The organism is Oscillatoria sp. FACHB-1407, from assembly GCF_014697545.1.
Classification (GTDB): Bacteria; Cyanobacteriota; Cyanobacteriia; order Elainellales; family Elainellaceae; genus FACHB-1407.
The window spans coordinates 93,480-113,751 of sequence record NZ_JACJSA010000024.1; the positions used below are offsets into that span (position 1 = coordinate 93,480).

A 20,272-nucleotide genomic window follows, 5' to 3' on the forward strand; every position below is an offset into this window, starting at 1 on the left:
AAGCTAAAGCGGACGACGCACTCTCAATGCAAAAAACTCACTCCGATCTTCGATTAACTCAATGGTGTAACCTTCCATCGTCAAACTATCCGGAACCTGCTCCACTGGCTCACCCGGATCTAACCAAACCTCCAATACCGTACCGGGTTGCATTTGTTCCAGTCGCAACTTTGTACGAACAAAATTAATGGGACAAGGCGTGCCTCGCAGATCGAGCTGTGCATCAGGTGCTTTAAGGTTGGCAGATTCAATCACTGAAATAACCCCCCTAGAAAACCGACACCCCCGGTTTTACTAGTGCGATCGCCCCGGATTTTTGCCAGTTTCTCCAGCAGTTCTCGCTCCTCGGCATTGATCTTGGTGGGGATATCAACTAACACGGTGATTAAATGATTGCCACGACTGACCGGATTGCCCAAACGAGGAACACCACGATTCTCAAGGGTGATCACCGTACCCGGTTGAGTTCCAGGGGCGATCGTGACCTCAAGTGGACCATCTACCGTGTTGACCTCTAACTTACTGCCCAAAATCGCTTGCAAGTAGCTGATCTTGACCTGGGACAAGATATTGATACCGTCCCGCTGAAACTCAGCATCCTCATTAACAAATAAATAGACATAGAGATCCCCTGAAGGACCACCGCGCATGCCGGCATCCCCTTCAGATGAAACTCTTAGCCGAGTGCCATTATCCACACCTGCTGGAATCGTAATCTTGAGCTTCTTAGCTTCTTGCTTCTGCCCACTGCCGCCACAAGTATCACATTTCTCTTCGATGACTTGCCCAACTCCGTTACAGGTCGGACAAACTGATACCTGTGTAAAGCTACCAAAGGGAGTTCGAGTCGCCCGACGTACCTGCCCCGAACCGCTACAGGTTGGACAAGCACGAGGTCGAGTTCCTGGCTTTGCGCCTGTACCTGTGCAGGTATTGCAGGTTTCTAGATGGCTGATTCGAATTTCTTTTTCACCGCCAAAAACAGCTTCCCGGAAATCGAGCTTGAGGTCTAAGCGCAAATCATCACCGCGCACAGGTCCGCTGCGTCGTCGTGCAGACTGACCCATTCCACCCGAAAAGCCACTAAAGAAGCTCTCAAAAATATCGGCAAAACCACCTAAATCACTGAAATCTTGATAACCAGCTCCTGCCGCAGAACTGACACCCGCTTCGCCATAGCGATCATACCGAGCCCGAGTCTCTGGCTCTGAGAGCACCTCATACGCTCGGTTAATCTCCTTAAATCGCTCCTCTGCGCCTTCTTCTTTGTTGACATCAGGGTGATATTTGCGAGCTAGCCTGCGGTAGGCGCGTTTGATTTCCTCTTTATCGGCGTCTCGTGAGACACCAAGAATCTCGTAATAGTCACGAGCCATAGAGTGTTGCTTGGGGGAGTAAGGAGAGTTAAACAGTGAGGCACGACTAGGCAGGCAACCACTAGCACTACATTTTTAGCAGTGCTCCAACACCTGACAGTCAACGCCCCATATCTACTAGCCTATCCTAACCTAATCAAGTGGTTCGTAGGGAACCGTAACCGTATCATTGTCATCGAAAGTGTAATCGCCAAAATCTTCGGTTGGTTGAGACTCAGCATGATTATCACCACTCCAATCTCCAGCATCCGGATCATAAGACGGGTAGTAATCGCTATCGTCCTTATTAGCTTGCTGATAGACCGCTGCACCAACACCGAGAAGTGCTTGTTGCAGGGCATCTAGACACTGCTTCATGGCTTCAACCGTAATGTTGGGGTCAATAACAGCACGCCTTAGATCTTTGGATCGAGCATCCGCTTCGGCTTTCAGCTCTTCGCTAATAAGGTCAGCATGTTCTCGCAAAGTGGACTCATAGCTGTAGAACAGACCATCTGCCTGATTGCGTAGTTCAACCAGATATTTACGGCGACGATCCTCTTCAGCATAGATTTCAGCTTCCTGACGTGCCTTTTCGACCTCTGCCTCGCTGAGACCACCCGTGTTGGTAATCCGGATACTTTGCTCACGCCCAGTACCTTTATCCCGCGCGGAAACTTGCAGGATGCCGTTGGCATCAATTTCAAAAGAGACCTCAATTTGAGGAACGCCTCTAGGAGCAGGTGGAATACCTGTTAACTGGAACTTCCCTAGGCTCTTGTTATCTTTCGCCATCGCCCGCTCACCCTGGAGGACATGAATCTCAACAGAGGTTTGACCATCTGTGGCGGTGGAAAAAGTCTGCGTCTTGCTAGTGGGAATGGTGGTGTTCCGGTCAATGACTTTAGTGAATACTTCACCCAACGTTTCAATCCCCAGGGAAAGTGGGGTTACATCCAGCAGCAGGATCTCCATGCCAGGCTCGCGACCCAGCACCCCAGCCTGAATCGCCGCGCCTAGTGCCACGGCTTCATCAGGGTTAATCGAGCGATCGGGGTTTTTGCCACCAAAGTATTGTTTGATAGCTTCTTGCACCGCTGGGATTCGAGTTGAACCACCAACTAACAGGATGCGATCAATTTGATCCGGAGACAGCCCACAATCCTTAAGAGCTTGAGTCACAGGGTCAATCGTTCCCTGAATCAGATGGCTGACCAGTTCCTCAAACTTGGCACGAGTTAGCTCCATCTCTAGATGCTTGGGTCCCGTTTCATCTGCTGTGATGAACGGTAGGTTGATGGTTGTTGTCAGCATATTGGAAAGCTCGATTTTGGCTTTTTCAGCCGCCTCTCGCAATCGTTGCAATGCCATTTTGTCGGTCGAGAGATCAATTCCTTCTTGTTCTCTGAAGTTACTGATTAACCAACGCACCAAAGCATTGTCAAAGTCATCTCCTCCAAGGTGGTTATTCCCAGAGGTAGCTTTGACCTCAAACACCCCATCTCCAAGTTGCAATACGGAGACGTCAAACGTGCCACCCCCTAAGTCAAACACCAGTACGCTTTGCTCTTGGTCTTGCTTATCAAGACCAAAGGACAGTGCAGCAGCAGTGGGTTCGTTGATGATTCTAAGAACCTCTAAGCCAGCAATTGTGCCCGCATCCTTAGTTGCCTGCCGCTGTGCATCCGTGAAGTAAGCTGGAACCGTAATAACCGCTTGAGTCGCAGGTTCACCCAGGTAATTTTCAGCGTCCTGCTTGAGTTTCTGCAAGATCATCGCTGAAACTTCTTGAGGGGTATACGTTTTTCCTCGAATTTGAACGTTTACAGTATCGTCTTTACCTTTGATACAGGTATAGGGAACCCGGCTCCGCTCGTCTACAGTATCGTCCCAACGACGACCAATGAATCGCTTGATACTGAAGACCGTGTTTTCGGCATTTGTCACCCCTTGCCGCTTGGCGAGTTGTCCAACGAGGCGTTCGCCTGATTTTCCAAACCCAACGATGCTGGGGGTCGTGCGTCCGCCTTCCGAGTTTGAAATGACGACTGGCTGACCGCCCTCTAAGACTGCGACGCAGCTATTTGTCGTGCCGAGGTCAATACCGATGACTTTTCCCATAATTAGCGGCTATAAACGTATTCAAGTGAATGAGCACAAATGGTGTGGCTTAGGAATTGAACTCATTTCTAGCAAGTATTCCGCAATCTTCCGGGAATCTGATCACTTACCATGAAATCTTTTTAATGACGTCTGGGAAGTAATTGGACAGACACGGAATCTTGGTTTTTCATGCAGATTAACCTTCTGTTTCATTGGAATGAGTTTCTTCAGCCATACCCTCTTCTGGTGGAGCGGCGACCTTCACCATGGCATGGCGCAGGACTCGCTCTCCCAATAGATAGCCCCTGACCAATTCCTCGATGACTGTGCCTTCAGCAAATTCTTCTGTTGGCTCTCGCATCACCGCCTCATGAAGATTTGGATCAAACTCTTTGCCTTCAGCACGCATTGGAGCAACTCCAATACGTTTTAAGCGATCGACCAGGTCTTTGTAGACCCCCTGATAGCTCTTGTGAATGGTCATTTCTGACTCAGTCTGAGGCTTAATTTGCAGACGTGCTCGTTCAAAGTTGTCCACAACAGGCAGAAGCTCTATGACTGTGGAGCATTTGACCTGTTGCTCTAAGTCCTCTTTCTCTTTCTGAGTCCGTTTCCGGAAATTGTCAAAATCAGCTGCCATCCGCATACACTGACTGGTACGCTCGTCAACCTGAGATTTCAGGGTTTCGATTTGCTTAGTCAACTCGTCAATTGTGACTTGATAATCGTTCTGTAGTGGTAACCCATTTTCAGAAGCAGCGTCAAAGATAGGCTCTGCGCCCTCGTCACTCAGAGCTTCGTCTACTTCTTCGATTGGAATATTGTCTCCCTCTACTGAAGGCATCGGTGATTCAGTGTTCAGGGTTGGGTCGCCCATAGCACTGTTCTCAGCAGATGTTGCTTTATCTTCGGTGTTCTGTGAAGTCCCCGACTCGTTAATACCCATTGTCTCTCGTGTGTTGTCTAGTTGCTTTTCCTTATCAAACATTGTGCATCAATTTAAAGTGATTGATGTAATCACAGATTGATCACCTGAAAGCGGAGAAAAATAGAAGGCGATCGCCATTCCGACATAAAACTTCTATCGAAATTACCCAAATGGTAATTCACATGCCCTTGCTCATCCTCAGTACGGGATATTATTTGGGCACAACTTTATGAAATATCTATGTACTAAAGTGCTTTTACGGGGGTTGACCCTGCAACAACGAGCTATCATCTTGAACAGATACCAGCGTCTACCTAGAGGCTTAAACAATATTTGTTAAGAAACTGAAACAAGTCAACTGATTTCCCCATAATACTCTACGCATCTCGCTTTGAGAGTAGACTACGCCTCTTCGCCACTATTGAATTACTTCTAGGGATCATGATGCAGATTACAAATGTAAAGATTTTTTACAATCCAGGCTGCACATATCCCTTGACGTAGTTTTGTTGATTCATTTCCAATAGTGCTAAGCCTCAACTATTTGGCTGCAATCGCTAGAAAAACGATACCATTCGTTCATCGTGTAGATGTTTCAGAACCGATTCGGTAACCCTGTCCCCCCGGCTCCACTCAATTAAGACATTCTCCCACCCGCTATGACTAACTCCTCGTCACAAGCATCGCGCAAAGCTCTAGTTTTAAAGCACTCTTTCTCACCCTTTAGTACTCAGTTGGTGAAGTCTGGTTATGTTAACAACGACCAGATGCAACAAGCTTTAGTTGAGAGCCGGAAATCAGGCAGACCCTTGCTTGAAGTTCTTGAGAACATTACTGGTCTGCCACTCCCCCCAGAGTTGGTGCGCCAGTACAAGAAGCAACAGCTATTTGAGTTAAAGATTCTTTACGGGGTTGAATCCCTTGATCCTGAGATCAGCCAGATCGCTACATCACAAGTCAGTACATTAATTGACACGCTGATCCCAGTCGATGTTTGTCGTCGCTATCGTTTGGTGCCGCTTTCTAAAACTGAACAGGAGCCATTTTCAGTCCTGGTAGCCATGGTTGATCCAGATAACCTGGATGCTCAGGATGACCTCAATCGTATCCTGCGCCCTCAAGGACTGGCACTCCAGCGCATGGTCATTACCGCTGAAGATTACCAGCGAATTATCTCTCAATATCTCGATGATCAGGTTGAGCGGCAGAAACAGCTTGAGCTGCAATCGAAGGTTGACGTTAAAGCAGACTTAGAGGGGTTAGAGTATCTTGACCTGGAAGAAGTATCTGACGATGCAGATGCCAACCTGGACGTTGCACTGGCAGATGCGGAAGCGGCTCCTGTCATTGCTCTGGTCAATAAAATTCTGGTCAAAGCTCTCCAGGAGGGTGTTTCAGACATTCACATTGAGCCTCAAGAGGAATACCTGCGAATCCGCTTTCGCAAGGATGGTGTGTTGAGAGAGGCATTTGAACCACTACCTAAGAAAATTATCCCTGCGGTCACGGCTCGCTTTAAGGTGATTGCCGACCTGGATATTGCAGAACGCCGGATGCCACAAGACGGTCGGATTCGCCGGATTTTTGATGGACGGAAAATCGATTTCCGGGTCAACACCTTACCTAGCCGCTATGGCGAGAAAGTCGTTTTACGGATTCTTGATAACTCTGCGACTCAATTGGGGTTAGATAAGCTCATCACTGACCCAGACACTTTGCAGATCGTGCAAGATATGGTGGCTCGACCCTTTGGACTCATTCTGGTTACTGGACCAACGGGTTCTGGTAAAACGACAACGCTTTACTCGGCTCTGGCAGAACGAAACGACCCTGGGGTCAACATCAGTACGGCTGAAGACCCGATTGAATACACCTTACCCGGTTTAACCCAGGTACAGGTAATTCGTGAGAAGGGCATGGATTTTGCCTCCATTCTGAGAGCCTTCCTACGACAAGACCCGGATGTGATTCTGGTGGGTGAGACTCGCGACAAGGAAACTGCCAAAACCGCGATCGAAGCTGCTTTAACCGGACACCTGGTTTTGACGACACTGCACACTAATGATGCCGCCAGTGCGATCGCCCGTTTAGATGAAATGGGGATTGAGCCGTTCATGGTGTCGAGTTCTTTAATCGGTGTATTAGCACAGCGTCTCATGCGACGGGTCTGTTCTGAATGCCGCATCCCCTACACTCCTGCCCACGAAGACTTAGCCCGATTTGGGTTGTCTGCCTCTAGAGAGTCAGATGTTATTTTCTATAAAGCCAACTCACTCCAACCTGACGAAATTCAAGCGGCAAAAGCCAAGAACATGTTGTGTTCAACCTGCAAAGGAATTGGCTATAAAGGTCGTTGTGGTGTGTACGAAGTCATGCGGGTGACAGAGCGCATTCAGACATTGATTACCGAAGGTGCTCCTACAGAGCGCATTAAAGAGGTTGCCGTTGAGGAAGGGATGAAGACGTTGCTGGCGTACAGCTTGAACCTGGTGCGTCAGGGATCAACCACTCTGGAGGAAGTAGAACGGGTTACGTTCACAGACACCGGACTGGAAGCTGAATTAAAAGCAAAACGCAAGAGCTCTCTGACCTGCAATACCTGTGGAGCTGAGTTAAAACAGGAGTGGCTCGACTGTCCCTATTGCACCACGCCTCGCTTCCAGGATTAAGGCTTCCCATCCTAATCTGCATATCTAAATTAATAAGTTGAATCTGGTTCAAATTTTGACACTTGCACTGCTGACTTTGGCTAAGGAGAAGCAACATGGAATTGATGATTGAAGACCTGATGGAGCAGCTGATCGAGATGGGCGGCTCTGATATGCACCTGTCTGCGGGGTTACCTCCCTACTTTCGACTCAGCGGTCACTTGACTCCGATTGGGGATGAGCCAATGACAGCAGAGCAATGTCAGCGTCTCATCTTCAGTATGCTGAACAACACTCAGCGTAAAAACCTGGAACAAAACTGGGAGCTAGACTGCTCCTATGGGGTGAAGGGTTTGGCTCGATTCCGGGTCAACGTTTACAAGGATCGAGGCACCTATGCGGCTTGCTTACGGGCACTCAGTTCCAAAATTCCTAGTTTCGATAAATTAGGACTGCCTGATGTGGTGCGAGAGATGTCAGAAAAGCCCAGGGGGTTAATCCTGGTGACGGGTCCCACCGGATCTGGGAAAACGACCACACTGGCAGCCATGATCGACTTGATCAATCGGACACGGGCGGAGCATATTCTGACCATCGAAGATCCGATTGAGTTTGTCTACGAACCCATTAAGAGTCTGATTCACCAACGGCAACTCGGGGAAGACACCAAGAGTTTTGCCAACGCTTTGAAAGCTGCTTTACGGGAAGACCCCGATATCATTCTGGTGGGTGAAATGCGGGACTTGGAAACCATTTCGTTGGCAATCTCAGCGGCAGAAACAGGTCACTTGGTGTTTGGTACATTGCACACCAGTTCTGCGTCTCAAACCGTTGACCGGATGATCGACGTGTTTCCCTCGGAACGGCAACAACAGGTGAGGGTACAGCTCTCCAACTCGCTGGTAGCCGTATTTAGCCAAACGCTGGTTCAACGCAAGAATCCTAAACCGGGTGAGTTTGGTCGGGTCATGGCGCAAGAAATCATGGTGATCACTCCGGCGATCGCCAACCTGATTCGAGAAGGCAAAACCTCCCAAATCTACTCTGCTATTCAGACGGGGGGTAAGTTGGGAATGGTAACTCTGGAGAAAGTGCTGGCTGATCTCTACAAATCAGGGGCAATTTCCTTTGAGTCAGCCATGGCTAAAACGTCTCGTCCAGATGAATTCCAGCGGTTGATTGGCGGTGTTGGACCCGCACCCACTGGAGCGCGTCCCGGTGCTGGGACTGCTGCTCGTTAACCCCACACCAGTTGAGTACTTTAATCGCCCGGTTGGGCAACCTACATCACATCGCCCCCTGATTTTGAAAACCATTTCACTCAGTCATTGGCAAAAGACTGACTAGTCAACATTCCTGTAACCCCTATCGTCATTGGGACGTGAGCCATGCCTACCTACGTTGTTAAAGCTCGGGATTCAAAAGGGAACCCCAAACGCCAGAAGATCACTGCTGACACCCCAGCTGAAGCCCGTTCTGCTTTGCGGGAACAAGGCTTATTTGTACAAGAATTGACCGAAGATCGGGGTCTGTTTGAGAGCATGAACAGCTTCGATCTGAATCAGCTCAAAGACTCCTTAGCCAAAGTTACGGTCAAAGACAAAGCTATCTTTTCCCGCCAGTTTGCCGTACTGATCAATGCTGGGGTCGCTATGGTGCGCGGATTGGGGATTCTGTCGGATCAGTGCCCGAATCCAAAACTCCGAAAGGCATTACAAGAAATCAGCTCAGACGTGCAACAGGGTACCAACCTATCCGATGCCATGCGGAAGCACCCTGCTTGCTTTGACGCACTTTATGTTGCCATGGTACAAGCAGGCGAAGTGGGTGGTGTCTTGGACGAGGTTATGAACCGCCTGTCCAAGCTGCTGGAGGATATGGCTCGTCTGCAAAACCAGATCAAGTCTGCCATGTCCTACCCCATTGCCGTAGGGACGATCGCCGTTCTAGTGTTTCTGGGCATGACCATGTTTTTGCTGCCCATCTTCGCCAACATCTTTGAAGAGCTAGACGCAGACTTACCTACCTTCACCCAACTCATGTTGACGATCAGTACCGTTCTCAGAACACCGTTGTATTTCGGTTCGGCGGTGGTTGTGGTCGTCATTCTGGTCTTTTCCTATCAGCAGTACTACAAAACCAAGGTGGGGCGCGAAACGCTCGATCGCTTCTACCTGAAAATGCCTTTATTTGGAGATCTGCTGCAAAAAACCGCTACGGCTCGCTTCTGCCGTACCTTTGGTTCGCTGTCTCGTTCTGGGGTGCCTATCCTCACGGCATTAGAAATCGTTCGAGATACCGCTGGAAACGTCGTGATTGCTAACGCTGTGGATGAAGCCCGCAAAGAAGTTCAATCGGGTGGCATGATCAGTATCGCTTTACAGAAGGAGCAAGTCTTCCCGATCATGGCAATTCAGATGATCAATATCGGGGAGGAAACTGGGGAAATCGATACCATGTTAATGAAGGTTGCTGACTTCTATGAAGATGAAGTGGAGCAGGCGGTAAAAGCTCTAACCAGCGTCATGGAACCCATTATGATCCTTGTTCTGGGGGGAATGGTTGGCTCCATTCTGGTAGCCATGTATCTTCCAATCTTTGCTGTGATGGACGCGATTAAGTAGGAAAACCCTGCCACCAATCGTAAACTAGCCCCATCATCATGAGGTAGCCCTGATGTAGGAGATGTCGCCATTGTGAGACATCTCCTCAGTTGAAACGATTACCCCTAAAGCACAGCCCGTGATGTTATGTCTTTGAAACAAGCCCGTTATGAGGAGTTGCTGGCAGAATACAGCAATCATCTAGGGGCGATCGCGCTGCTTAAACAACATCGTCCTTATTTGGAGATGATTCCTAGTATGCGCCGTCCCAGCGAGAGCGTGATCCCGATTCCATTGCCCATTATTCGGGTAAGAAATCCCATCTCTTCGGTTGGGTCTGGAGGAGGTGCGGTCGCATCAGGGGAAGTTCTGCGTTTACCCTGTGATATCTCAATTTTGATGTGTGACCCTGAATGGAAGATTAAAACGGGAGTTGAAATTTTCGTTTTTATCTACCGAGCCCAGGAAGACTTTTCAGATTTGTTGGGACGGTGGCGACAAACTCAAATTTGGCTTGACAAAGGCTATGAGTGGTTGATGCCACCCCGTTATCAACACATCCTGAGCGAAGGGGCAGATCACACTCATCCCCTGTTTGTCGTTTTTCCAGACACCCCCGATCGGATCAAACGCGGACTACGCGGAGCATGCCTGCCATTTGTCATTCAAGACATCCACATGCCTGAGGAGGTGTCAACCTCCGTGGAATCGCTTCCCCCAGAGGCATTAGGTGCAGAAGATTAAATATCCCTGATGCCCTGTCTGACAACTCTGGCAGAGCGGTAGACAATCAATTTATTAATTCACTACATAGACCCATTTCTATAACATTGTGGAACTGCCTGAAATTCAAGATTTGAGGCAGTTTTTTGATCCTGGCGATCGCGCCAGTTTAGAGCGTGATGTTCTTGACTGAGCCTCGAAGTTAAGGGAGACTAACAATTAACTGAGTGAGAGCCTCAGCCTTCTACAAAGTTTTCTTACGTTTTTGAACAAAGTGATTCTAAAAATCTGGATGGATTTAATAGAATCAGAATGTTTGGTTCAGTCGTAAGTTTCTGTCTCAGGTCACATGTTTGGGAACGCCTGAACGATTTAGATTGGTGAAAGATTTCCTTAAAGTCTCTTAAAGTTGGTTTAAGAATGGAAACGTTGGAATTTATTATCTATCCAGATGGTCGAGTACAAGAAAAAGTCACTGGAATTACAGGATCTTCTTGTGCTGAGGTGACAGCCGCGATTGAAGCGCAACTGGGTCAAGTTTTGACTCAAGAGCCGACCTCTGAATACTATGCCCAACCGTTACAATATTCTGTTTCAGATACAAATCAGGCCACGTTTAGCCAGTGGTAACCCTTTTAGTAAAAACAGTTTCTCTCACCTAGATTGATTACAGTAGGAAGCCCATGTCACACTTTAGCCAAATTAAAACTCAAATTCGTGATTTGACCGCTTTGCAGTCTGCCTTGACGGATGTTGGGGTTGAGTGGAAATCCGGCCCTCAAGCCGTTAGAGGTTACCGGGGTCAAACCAAAACAGCTGATGTCGCCATTGAGCAAGACAACGGTTACGATGTTGGTTTTAGCTGGAACGGTCAAGAATACGAATTAGTAGCCGACCTACAGTACTGGAAGCAGCCTCTCACTGTAGAAGGGTTTTTGAACCGTGTGACTCAGCGTTACGCTTACCACACTGTGGTGAAGACAACGTCTCAGCAAGGGTTTCAGGTAACTGAACAACAGCAACAAGCTGATGGCTCTATCCGCCTGGTGCTTCAACGTTGGAGTGCGTAGGGTCATGCATTGAACCCAACGCAATCATGATCGGTTAGAAAAACTATTTTCAGAACTGGGAGGTTTCTCGCTGCTGTTCTAATCAGTGGATCGTTAGAAGCCTCCCTGTTAAGTTATTTGGAGGTCCTATGAGTGACTTCACATTTCGCATGAATCCTGAGCAGGAGACTCACCCCCCTGCCAGTCAGAGAGAAACGGTTGACAGGCAAACTGGGTTGGAACCAGAGCTTGGTGGCTATTGGCGGGATGCACCTGAGCGTACGGGTTTAGAGCCAGAGTTGGGCGGTTTGGTGCGGCAAAAGGGAGTTTATGTAGATGAGGTGACATGCATCGGGTGTAAACACTGCGCCCACGTTGCTCGTAATACTTTTTATATTGAGCCAGATTATGGGCGATCGCGGGTGATTCGGCAGGATGCTGACCCCGAAGAGGTGATTCAAGAGGCGATCGACACCTGCCCTGTAGATTGCATTCATTGGGTAGATTACACAGAACTGAAGCATTTAGAGGAACAACGCAAAGACCAGGTAATTCCTGTTGCCGGTTTTCCAGTGGATCATGCGTTAACAACCATTCAGCAGCGACAACGCCGATTAAAGCGACAAGCACGCGATCGCCACAGTTAAGTCAATTGCCAACGCCCAATAATAGAGAGTTGCCGATTGAAGGATGAAGTCGAAAAGCTGGGGCGTCAAGACAGCCATGATAGGATGTCGTGCTCCGAACTCAAGTCACACCTACAGCAAGTTCAATGGGTCTACATCAATCGTCAAGCTAACCTCACTGGGACACTGTTGCCGCAATGATTGCAAATTGGGTAACCCCTGCAACTGAGCAGTGCGGTATTTCAGCAAAATTTGCCATCGATATCGTCGGGCGACTCGCTCGATCGCCGCTGGAGCCGGACCCAACAGATCGTAACCCAGCTGAGTTTGATTGAAGCGCAGTTTTTCACCCAGTCGCTCAGCTATGCGGCGCACTAACGCTGGATCTACACCGCTTAACCGTAGCAACACCAGATGACCAAAGGGAGGATATCCCAGGGCTGTGCGTTGTTGTTGCTCCGTCTCGATAAAGGAGTCATAGTCATAGCGTTGCACGGCCTGAACAACCGGATGCTGTGGGGAGTAGGTTTGCAGTAGAACTCGACCGGGTTGGCTCCCTCGTCCGGCTCGACCTGCCACCTGTGTCAATACCTGAAAGGTGCGCTCACTGGCGCGGTAGTCAGGCAGATGCAACATCCCATCCGCAGCAACCACCCCAACCAGCGTGACCTGAGGCAGATCAATTCCTTTCGTCAACATCTGAGTACCAACCAGCACATCTGCTTCTCCTCGTGCAAAGCGATCGAGCAGTGCTCGATGGGCTCCTTTAGTGCGGGTTGTGTCACTATCAAACCGCAGACAGCGCAACGTAGGAAACTGCTGAGTGATTTCTTGAATGACTCGTTGAGTACCACTGCCAAAATGTTTGAGATAGGGAGATTCACAGGAGGGGCAGCGATCGGGATGTGCCTGTCTAAAGTTGCAGTAGTGACATCGCAAGAAAGCAGCACTCTCTGCGTGGGGTTGGTGATAGGTCAGCGAGATGTCGCAATGGGGGCATCCCAACACAAACCCACAACTGCGGCAGGAGACAAAGGTGCTGTGTCCACGTCGGGGAACAAACAAAATCCCCTGTTGTTGCTGGTCTTGTAGAGTGTGGAGCGCAGTTTGGAGAGCACGGCTGAACATCGAGCGGTTGCCCTCCAGCAACTCCTGTCGCATATCGATAATGTCAATTGGAGGCAGGGGTCGAGCATGAACTCGCTCTGGCAGTGCGAGGTAGAGAGGTTTGCTCTTTTCAGGAAACGGTGTGACTGTTGGGGGATGGGTATCCGAGGCAGAGATATGGCCGACAAAGCCGCCTTGAACCTCAACCCAGGTTTCAATAGATGGGGTTGCAGACCCTAAGATCAGCGGGCAATTTTCTGACGCCGCTCGCCAGTGAGCCACCGTACGAGCGTGATAGCAGGGAGTAGGTTGGTCTTGCTTGAAGCTGCTGTCATGCTCTTCATCAAGGACAATCAACCCCAGATTGGGCAGCGGAGCAAAGATGGCAGAACGGGTGCCAATCACCACCTGAGGGGTTCCACTCAGCATCTGTCGCCAGGTGTCATACCGCTCACCCTCAGACAGGGCACTGTGGTAGACCATTACCTTGCTGCCAAATCGGGCACGAAAGCGATCGGTCAGTTGAGGAGTGAGTCCAATCTCAGGCACCAAAACCAGAGCCGATTTTCCTTGATTTAGAATTGGGGCGATCGCCTGGAGATAGACCTCGGTTTTGCCCGATCCAGTCACACCATGCAGCAGCACCACCTGATACCGATCGAGCGACTGAATCTTAACCAGAGCAGCCTGTTGAGCGGAGGTCAGGGCTTTGGGGTGGCTCCCCAGAATCGAGGCTCCACTTTCCGTCCGCAGCACTTCTCGCTGATAGACCACCACACATCCCTTTTGTTGCAAACCCTTGAGCACCGCAGAGCTAGTCTGGCAGGTTTGCAACAGATCCTGAAGCCACATCTCGCCGCCACGTCGCTTCAACACCTCCAGCACCTCATGTTGGCGAGGGCTGAGGGCAACCGCAGGTTCAGCCACAAAGGTGACGGCTTGCCGTTGTTTAGGTTTAACCGGAGTCGGTGGCTCCAGATAGCTCTCGACCCATCCCCGTTGGAGTAATTCCCGCAAACCTCGGGATGCCCCATTTACCTGCCGTTGCAGATATTGCCACGCATAATCGCCCGTCTTATGGGACTGGAGTTGTTCCAGAATCTGTTGTGCCGCTGTAGACAAGTCTGCTGGAGCAGAGTTTGGGCAGGTTGGAGTCAAACGAATCCGACGCTGCGATCGCCCTAGCAAACCCGGCGGTAACGCTGTTCGCACGACCTGGATCAGGGGAGTGCAGTAATAAGTAGCCGTCTGTTGCAGCAGTGACCAATAGCTGGAGGGGAAAAAGCCCTGGCAAATGACCTCTTCAACATCTCGCACCGCGCTGGGAGGCAGATCCTCTGGCAGTGCTTCAACCCTGCGAATGGCGATCGCCCCAACTTGCTGTGCACCAAAGGGAACGCTGAGAATATCCCCTGGCTGAACCTCAATATCAGCAGGCACTCGATAGGTATAAAGCCCTTGCGCCCCCGCACAATCGACCAACGTCTCGACCCAGCTACCCCGGGGCGAGCGATCGCCCCCTTCAGCAACAGACAACATTTCGGACGACAAGACTTCTGGCATCGTGACACCGTCAATCAACGGAGTTTTGGGTGAAATATCTGCGGTCTGAGAGCCGTACTGTGGATCTTGAAACGTCACAACCACTCCTACATCAAGCAGCGAACAGGGCAGCGACACAAGGCCAGTTCTGAACGGGACGAAGCCATATCTTCGCTAATGCGATCGCCCTGCCACATGAATCAATCATAAACCTCTCGACTATAACATTTATCGCTTACCGTGTAAAATGACAATTTATGTCATCCCTCGCTCGACCCCTACTTCCTTCTCTCCACTTTCCAGCTAGCGTAGCCAGAGCGTAATTGTTACATTAAGTAACAGCAGCCAATCCAAATAATCCTATGGTTCTGAGCGACTCTCTCCAATCCACATCGGCGATCTGGCAATGGCATGACCTACCCATCCGTTACCAAACGGCTGGGACAACTGGAGACGCAGTCATTCTGGTGCATGGCTTTGGCGCATCCAGTGACCACTGGCGCAAAAATATTCCTGTGTTGGCAGAAACGCACCGCGTCTACGCGCTCGATCTGCTGGGGTTTGGTCTCTCTGCCAAGCCCACCCCCGGAGAGCCATTTCTCTACACCTTTGAAACCTGGGGACAGCAAATCGTTGAGTTTTGCCAAGAGATTGTAGGGACTCCTGCCTTTTTAGTAGGCAACTCGGTCGGATGTATTGCTGCCCTACAAGCCGCCGTCATGGCACCCCAACTGGCATCAGGTGTCGTGCTCCTCAACTGCTCCCTCCGCCTGTTGCACGATCGCAAGCGAGCCAGCTTACCCTGGCATCGTCGCTCATCGGCTCCACTGCTACAATCCCTGCTGAGCTATCGCCCCTTTGGCAATTACTTTTTTAATCAACTGGCGAAAGCCAAGGTGATTCGCAAAATTTTGCTGCAAGCCTATCGCGATCCATCTGCTGTCACCGATGAATTGGTAGATCTGTTGCTCCAACCTGCTCTAGAGCCAGGAGCTGCTGCCGTTTTTCTGGCGTTTACCCGTTATTCTCAAGGACCATTAGCAGAGGATCTGCTCCCTCAACTGACTTGCCCTGCACTGATTGCCTGGGGAGACGCTGACCCATGGGAGCCGATCGCCCTTGGACGAGAGTTAAGCAACTTTCCAGCCGTTGAGGACTTTATCCCCCTAGAAGGGGTAGGTCACTGCCCACAGGATGAAGCCCCGGATCAGGTCAACACGATTTTACAGAACTGGTTTGACAAACATCGTAGTAGCAAAGCAAACCCTTGATGCAAAAGAAACAATGGGTGTTGCTAATCCAAGATGTGAATCTCGTAGAGGCGTTTCGCCAAACATCCGTACAACGGGTGTGAGGTTTAATGACTTTTGGACAAGGTTTTACCATCAACGGTAAGAGACACGAACGATATTAATGGCTAATACCTGAAGACAATAATTTCTATGTGACATCAGTGCATAAAGGAACATCCCTTCGTACAATAGAGTTCTATTGATTGACGAGGAGAACGAAGCCGTGCCATTTGCCGTTGGTGTCATTCAAACCCTTGGGTTTCCGGGCGTATTGGCTGCGGCAGATGCAATGGTGAAAGGGGCGCGCGTCACCCTGGTGTATTATGGCTTAGCCGAACGGGGCGAGTTTATCGTTGCCATTCGAGGTGCGACATCGGAGGTAAAACCTGCGATCGAAGCGGGTATCGAAGCGGCAAAAAAAACGCCAGGTTGTGCCGAAATTTCCTACTACATCGTGCCGAACCCCCCTGAAAACCTGGAAGCGGTCTTACCGATTCAATACACTGCAAAAGTTGAACGGTTTATATAGGTTAGTTAAGACTTCTATAGAGCCGTCTCAAATTAAGTGCGAACCCTGAGTTTTGGTAAAAGCTGGGGCGATCGCCCGTACAATAAACAATGAATTCACCCATCATCTGCGTTTTTAATAGGAGTTAGACATGCCCGTTGCGGTTGGAGCACTGGAGACAAAAGGTTTTCCTGCTGTATTAGCGGCAGCAGATGCAATGGTGAAAGCAGGTCGCGTCACCTTAGTTGGTTACATTCGAGCCGGAAGTGCTCGATTCACCGTAATGATTCGTGGCGACGTGTCAGAGGTCAAAACTGCAATGGATGCAGGCATTCATGCCGCAGAAAACACCCCCGGTGGCACGTTAGAAACCTGGGTTATCATTCCCCGTCCCCACGAAAATGTGGAGTGTGTGTTGCCGATCGCCTTCACCCAGGATGTTGAGCGGTTCCGCGAATCGGTCGAAACGCCCATTCTGCCAGGACGATAAACTGGTCTATTCCGAGTCTCAAATTCCCCAGATCTCCAACTTCTTCAACAAGTTGGAGATCTCTTGTTTTATAGCCGTAGCCACATTTGATGAGGCGGAGGCGAGCCAGAAAGCTTTCCCAGAAGCCGGGTTTGAGCCATTACCTTTGCCTTAAGCTTTCTGACCAAAGCCATATAAGCAAAAAACTCCGGCTTCCCAGAGAAGCCAGAGTTTTGAGAAATCAAAGCCTGATTTACAGGTAAAGTGCGATGCAGATAAGTGCCAGCAGCCCACCTACCAGATAGAAACGAGCCACGACTTGAATCTCACTCCATCCAGTCAGTTCCAAATGATGATGCAGGGGAGCCATTTTGAATAGACGCTTACCCACCCCGTTACTATCTTTAGTCGCTTTGTAATAGCTCACCTGAGCAATCACCGATAGTGTCTCCGCAAAGAAGATGCCACTGAGGATGAGTAACCCAAGCAAGTTTTGAGTCAAGATGGCGACTGCTGCCAGAGCACCCCCCATCGCCAGTGCTCCGGTGTCACCCATAAACACCCGTGCAGGATTGTGATTATGCACCAAAAATCCTAGAAAACTACCTGCCATACAAGCGCAGAACACCATCAAATCTGGAGAGGTGGGAGAAACCAGAACGGCTAACCCAAACAGGGCGATCGCCCCCGTTCCTCCAGCCAAACCATCCAAACCATCGGTCAGGTTGGTCGCATTGCTCTCAGCTACCAACACAAACCAGGCAAGGGGATAAAACAAAAACCCTAATGGAAGCGTCAAACCCAGCGGTAACGCTAATCCAGTGATATTAGTCGATTGACCACTCCACATGGCCCACAAACAAAATAATGCCCCAAAGCCAATCTGGAGCATCAATTTCAAGCGCGGAGAAATGCCTTTATTTGATTTACGTCGCAAAATTTGCCAGTCGTCTAGCCAGCCAATAAAACCATAGGCAAGTGTCAGAGCGGCTACAGCGACAACATTTGGCGTAAACCCTGACCAGAGCAGTGCGATCGCCACACCCGTTGGCACGACAAACAACCCACCCATGGTCGGCGTTCCAGCTTTTTTTAAGTGCGCCTGGGGACCGTCTTCACGAATAAATTGCCCCATCTTTAGGCGACGCAGTTGAGGCACAACCCAAAACCCTAAGAGCGCAGTTGCGATCGCACTAACCCATAGGGGCAGTGTTAAAGCGACACCCCAGGGAGTGCGACCTGCAAGCATATCAAGCAGGGGAGCAATGCCCAGGAGAACGGTTCCCAGAATAATGGATAGCACCCTACCTGAAAGACCTATCTGTTCATTCGGCGATAATTTAGCATCCACGATTGTGTCATCTCACTTCACACCACACCTCAAAGACTGCAAGCCAGTCTTGACCAAATCAGGAATAATCTTCACACATGTCAACGATTTTGAAAATACTTAATTAAGCAAGTATTTCTTAACGTCCTGTCTATTCATCGAGATCGAGGACATCGTCATCGTCGTCATCCATTTCAAAGCTGTTGTCTTCGCCTGCCATCAGCTCATTGATTTCTTCTTCATCGTCACGATAGTCAAAATCCCCAGTATCGCGAGCTAGAAGACGACCCGTACCCTCCAACCAATCGAGAATAGAGGCATCCCGTTGGGGCGGGATCACAGGGGCGGGTTTATTGCGAGGCTCTTCACGTAAGGCGCGATTTTCCATAAAAGTTCTGCGTAAGGGTAGGGTTTAGACAAAATTGCCCAAACTCCAGTGTATGTCAAGATGTGAGGATGGGATTGTAGATAAAAAGGCTTTATAAATTGTCGTCGTAGATAAGCTCTAACCTATCTATAGTGAAGACAGAGCTTAGGAGCGCAGCACCATGATTGGCAAGACGGCACTGTTAGAGGCGATCGCAGGTAAAAACCGGGGCTTGTTAGCCACCGATGCCGACCAGAGAGCCATTCTTGCTGCCGTTGCTCAACTTGAAGATCGCAACCCCACCCCTCGCCCTGTTGAAGCACTGGACAAACTCGATGGCAATTGGCGGTTACTGTATACCACTAGCCAGGATTTGTTGCGGGTTGAACAAGTGCCATTCCTCAAGCTGGGGCAAGTCTATCAATATGTCCGCGCCAATGCAGCCAAGATTTACAACGTTGCTGAAGTGGCTGGTCTACCTTATCTAGAAGGGTTGGTGAGTGTCGCCGCTCGATTTCAGGCAGTCAATGAACGTCGGGTGGATGTTAAATTTGAGCGATCGATCTTGGGACTTCAGCGATTGGTTGACTATCGCTCCGTTGACTATTTCGTAGCCCAAATTGAAGCGGGTAAAACGTTTACGGCGATCGACGTCAGTCTGGAAAATCGCGATCGCCAGGGTTGGTTAGACATCACTTATTTAGATGACGACTTGAGAATCGGACGGGGCAACGAGGGCAGCGTCTTTGTTTTAACCAAAGTTAACTGATGAGTGCTTGGAAATAATGGTCATACGCTTATCCCAGGGGCAGCTTAGCTTGCTAGAAATCTGCCCTCGCAAGTTTCAACACAGTTATCTAGACCAGCTTGGCTCGCTGACTCCGGTCGAGCAACAGGAACGCTTGATCTGGGGACAACAGTTTCACCGGCTGATGCAACAACATGAGTTGGGCTTGCCACTCACGGTCTCTTCAGATGAAGCGGCTCCACTCAAAAACCATGTTGAAGCCCTGGTTAAAGCAGCACCAGAGATCTTCCACACCCCCAACGTTTTGTTGCGGCAGAGCGAACATCGGCGCACCGTGGAATTTGCAGGGTATCTGTTGACGGTGGTTTATGACCTGCTGATCCTGGAGGACAGACGAGCGCAGATTTTAGACTGGAAGACCTATCCACGCCCTACCCAGTCACGATCGCTAGAACGCAACTGGCAGACGCGCTTATATCCATTCGTCTTAGCTGAAACAACCGATTACCGACCCGAAGATATCTCCATCACCTATTGGTTTGTCCAGGGGAGAGCAGAAGATGGCGAGGCGGCTCAACCTCAACACCTGACATTCCGCTATAGCCCTACTCAACACCAGCGCGATCGCCAAGATATCGCCCGTCTACTCGGTCAACTGACCCAGTGGCGATTGGCTGAGGAGCCGTTTCCCCAAGTAGATCCATCTCAGGGATATTGTACGAGTTGTCCGTTTGCGATTCGATGTCGTCGTAGTGGGTATGAGCAAAACGATGGAATATCGCTCACGCTCGCTGAGATTCAAGAGGTGACATTGTAGAGGTGACATTGTAGAGGTGACGTTGCAGAAATGCATAAATCGCTACATTCGTAAATA

At 49.7% G+C, this 20,272-nt stretch carries 19 protein-coding genes; 12 read left to right on the top strand and 7 right to left on the bottom strand.

Annotated features, from left to right (window positions below):
• Window positions 1–3: 3 nt before the first annotated feature.
• From H6G89_RS28670 to grpE, 4 genes are all read right to left on the bottom strand, one after another.
• Window positions 4–255: a sulfurtransferase TusA family protein gene (locus tag H6G89_RS28670; protein WP_441339454.1), complete on the bottom strand. Its 252-nt coding sequence runs from the start codon at window positions 253–255 to the stop codon at window positions 4–6.
• Window positions 252–1,376 carry a molecular chaperone DnaJ gene (gene dnaJ / locus H6G89_RS28675; protein WP_190513123.1) on the bottom strand — a complete coding sequence of 375 codons (1,125 nt, stop codon included), beginning with the start codon at window positions 1,374–1,376 and terminating at the stop codon, window positions 252–254. Before dnaJ ends, H6G89_RS28670 begins: the two co-directional genes overlap by 4 nt.
• A 132-nt stretch (window positions 1,377–1,508) precedes the next feature.
• The gene (dnaK, locus tag H6G89_RS28680) at window positions 1,509–3,476 is read right to left on the bottom strand and encodes a molecular chaperone DnaK (protein WP_190513130.1); all 1,968 of its coding nucleotides are present in this window, start codon (window positions 3,474–3,476) and stop codon (window positions 1,509–1,511) included.
• Window positions 3,477–3,654: 178 nt separating this feature from the next.
• Window positions 3,655–4,446 carry a nucleotide exchange factor GrpE gene (grpE, locus tag H6G89_RS28685; protein ID WP_190513132.1) on the bottom strand — a complete coding sequence of 264 codons (792 nt, stop codon included), beginning with the start codon at window positions 4,444–4,446 and terminating at the stop codon, window positions 3,655–3,657.
• 599 nt (window positions 4,447–5,045) lie between these two features.
• Here grpE and H6G89_RS28690 point away from each other — a divergent pair.
• From H6G89_RS28690 to H6G89_RS28720, 7 genes are all read left to right on the top strand, one after another.
• Window positions 5,046–7,055 carry a GspE/PulE family protein gene (locus tag H6G89_RS28690; protein WP_190513134.1) on the top strand — a complete coding sequence of 670 codons (2,010 nt, stop codon included), beginning with the start codon at window positions 5,046–5,048 and terminating at the stop codon, window positions 7,053–7,055.
• A gap of 95 nt (window positions 7,056–7,150) precedes the next feature.
• Complete coding sequence (locus tag H6G89_RS28695; protein ID WP_190513136.1) at window positions 7,151–8,275, top strand: type IV pilus twitching motility protein PilT; 1,125 nt, start codon at window positions 7,151–7,153, stop codon at window positions 8,273–8,275.
• Between the two features lie 147 nt (window positions 8,276–8,422).
• A complete protein-coding gene (locus H6G89_RS28700) occupies window positions 8,423–9,658 on the top strand; it encodes a type II secretion system F family protein (RefSeq protein WP_190513138.1) in 1,236 nt (411 codons plus the stop codon).
• Window positions 9,659–9,784: 126 nt separating this feature from the next.
• The gene (locus tag H6G89_RS28705) at window positions 9,785–10,381 is read left to right on the top strand and encodes a hypothetical protein (RefSeq protein WP_190513140.1); all 597 of its coding nucleotides are present in this window, start codon (window positions 9,785–9,787) and stop codon (window positions 10,379–10,381) included.
• A 399-nt stretch (window positions 10,382–10,780) separates the two neighbouring features.
• A complete protein-coding gene (locus tag H6G89_RS28710) occupies window positions 10,781–10,990 on the top strand; it encodes a DUF2997 domain-containing protein (RefSeq protein ID WP_190513142.1) in 210 nt (69 codons plus the stop codon).
• A 53-nt stretch (window positions 10,991–11,043) separates the two neighbouring features.
• The gene (locus H6G89_RS28715; protein WP_190513144.1) at window positions 11,044–11,430 is read left to right on the top strand and encodes a DUF1257 domain-containing protein; all 387 of its coding nucleotides are present in this window, start codon (window positions 11,044–11,046) and stop codon (window positions 11,428–11,430) included.
• Window positions 11,431–11,579: 149 nt separating this feature from the next.
• The gene (locus H6G89_RS28720) at window positions 11,580–12,056 is read left to right on the top strand and encodes a ferredoxin (RefSeq protein ID WP_199336984.1); all 477 of its coding nucleotides are present in this window, start codon (window positions 11,580–11,582) and stop codon (window positions 12,054–12,056) included.
• A gap of 111 nt (window positions 12,057–12,167) precedes the next feature.
• Here the strand turns inward: H6G89_RS28720 and priA are convergent, their stop codons facing one another.
• A complete protein-coding gene (priA, locus tag H6G89_RS28725; protein WP_190513201.1) occupies window positions 12,168–14,705 on the bottom strand; it encodes a primosomal protein N' in 2,538 nt (845 codons plus the stop codon).
• A gap of 341 nt (window positions 14,706–15,046) precedes the next feature.
• Between priA and H6G89_RS28730 the strand changes: the two genes are divergently transcribed.
• From H6G89_RS28730 to H6G89_RS28740, 3 genes are all read left to right on the top strand, one after another.
• Window positions 15,047–15,955 carry an alpha/beta fold hydrolase gene (locus tag H6G89_RS28730; RefSeq protein ID WP_190513148.1) on the top strand — a complete coding sequence of 303 codons (909 nt, stop codon included), beginning with the start codon at window positions 15,047–15,049 and terminating at the stop codon, window positions 15,953–15,955.
• 244 nt (window positions 15,956–16,199) lie between these two features.
• A complete protein-coding gene (locus H6G89_RS28735; protein ID WP_190513150.1) occupies window positions 16,200–16,505 on the top strand; it encodes a carbon dioxide-concentrating mechanism protein CcmK in 306 nt (101 codons plus the stop codon).
• Between the two features lie 130 nt (window positions 16,506–16,635).
• On the top strand, window positions 16,636–16,974 hold the full coding sequence (locus H6G89_RS28740) for a carbon dioxide-concentrating mechanism protein CcmK (RefSeq protein ID WP_190513152.1): 339 nt from the start codon (window positions 16,636–16,638) through the stop codon (window positions 16,972–16,974).
• Window positions 16,975–17,206: 232 nt separating this feature from the next.
• On the opposite strand, the gene mraY is transcribed toward H6G89_RS28740, so the two are convergent.
• Together mraY and H6G89_RS28750 are read right to left on the bottom strand one after the other, a co-directional pair.
• Window positions 17,207–18,304 carry a phospho-N-acetylmuramoyl-pentapeptide-transferase gene (gene mraY, locus H6G89_RS28745; RefSeq protein ID WP_190513154.1) on the bottom strand — a complete coding sequence of 366 codons (1,098 nt, stop codon included), beginning with the start codon at window positions 18,302–18,304 and terminating at the stop codon, window positions 17,207–17,209.
• A gap of 130 nt (window positions 18,305–18,434) precedes the next feature.
• Complete coding sequence (locus H6G89_RS28750; protein ID WP_190513156.1) at window positions 18,435–18,671, bottom strand: DUF3134 domain-containing protein; 237 nt, start codon at window positions 18,669–18,671, stop codon at window positions 18,435–18,437.
• 160 nt (window positions 18,672–18,831) lie between these two features.
• Here H6G89_RS28750 and H6G89_RS28755 point away from each other — a divergent pair, with 160 nt between their 5' ends.
• Window positions 18,832–19,419: a PAP/fibrillin family protein gene (locus H6G89_RS28755; protein WP_190513159.1), complete on the top strand. Its 588-nt coding sequence runs from the start codon at window positions 18,832–18,834 to the stop codon at window positions 19,417–19,419.
• A 16-nt stretch (window positions 19,420–19,435) separates the two neighbouring features.
• Window positions 19,436–20,215 (top strand): PD-(D/E)XK nuclease family protein, encoded by a 780-nt coding sequence (locus tag H6G89_RS28760; protein WP_190513161.1) that lies wholly within the window; start codon window positions 19,436–19,438, stop codon window positions 20,213–20,215.
• The last annotated feature ends 57 nt before the right edge of the window (window positions 20,216–20,272 follow it).

What these genes read in the sequence shown, in the direction of transcription:
- dnaJ (WP_190513123.1), bottom strand. Translation starts at nt 1,376, where the DNA reads ATGGCTCGTGACTATTACGAGATTCTTGGTGTCTCACGAGACGCCGAT.
- dnaK (WP_190513130.1), bottom strand. Translation starts at nt 3,476, where the DNA reads ATGGGAAAAGTCATCGGTATTGACCTCGGCACGACAAATAGCTGCGTC.
- grpE (WP_190513132.1), bottom strand. Translation starts at nt 4,446, where the DNA reads ATGTTTGATAAGGAAAAGCAACTAGACAACACACGAGAGACAATGGGT.
- H6G89_RS28690 (WP_190513134.1), top strand. Translation starts at nt 5,046, where the DNA reads ATGACTAACTCCTCGTCACAAGCATCGCGCAAAGCTCTAGTTTTAAAG.
- H6G89_RS28695 (WP_190513136.1), top strand. Translation starts at nt 7,151, where the DNA reads ATGGAATTGATGATTGAAGACCTGATGGAGCAGCTGATCGAGATGGGC.
- H6G89_RS28700 (WP_190513138.1), top strand. Translation starts at nt 8,423, where the DNA reads ATGCCTACCTACGTTGTTAAAGCTCGGGATTCAAAAGGGAACCCCAAA.
- H6G89_RS28705 (WP_190513140.1), top strand. Translation starts at nt 9,785, where the DNA reads ATGTCTTTGAAACAAGCCCGTTATGAGGAGTTGCTGGCAGAATACAGC.
- H6G89_RS28710 (WP_190513142.1), top strand. Translation starts at nt 10,781, where the DNA reads ATGGAAACGTTGGAATTTATTATCTATCCAGATGGTCGAGTACAAGAA.
- H6G89_RS28715 (WP_190513144.1), top strand. Translation starts at nt 11,044, where the DNA reads ATGTCACACTTTAGCCAAATTAAAACTCAAATTCGTGATTTGACCGCT.
- H6G89_RS28720 (WP_199336984.1), top strand. Translation starts at nt 11,580, where the DNA reads ATGAATCCTGAGCAGGAGACTCACCCCCCTGCCAGTCAGAGAGAAACG.
- priA (WP_190513201.1), bottom strand. Translation starts at nt 14,705, where the DNA reads ATGCCAGAAGTCTTGTCGTCCGAAATGTTGTCTGTTGCTGAAGGGGGC.
- H6G89_RS28730 (WP_190513148.1), top strand. Translation starts at nt 15,047, where the DNA reads ATGGTTCTGAGCGACTCTCTCCAATCCACATCGGCGATCTGGCAATGG.
- H6G89_RS28740 (WP_190513152.1), top strand. Translation starts at nt 16,636, where the DNA reads ATGCCCGTTGCGGTTGGAGCACTGGAGACAAAAGGTTTTCCTGCTGTA.
- H6G89_RS28750 (WP_190513156.1), bottom strand. Translation starts at nt 18,671, where the DNA reads ATGGAAAATCGCGCCTTACGTGAAGAGCCTCGCAATAAACCCGCCCCT.
- H6G89_RS28755 (WP_190513159.1), top strand. Translation starts at nt 18,832, where the DNA reads ATGATTGGCAAGACGGCACTGTTAGAGGCGATCGCAGGTAAAAACCGG.
- H6G89_RS28760 (WP_190513161.1), top strand. Translation starts at nt 19,436, where the DNA reads ATGGTCATACGCTTATCCCAGGGGCAGCTTAGCTTGCTAGAAATCTGC.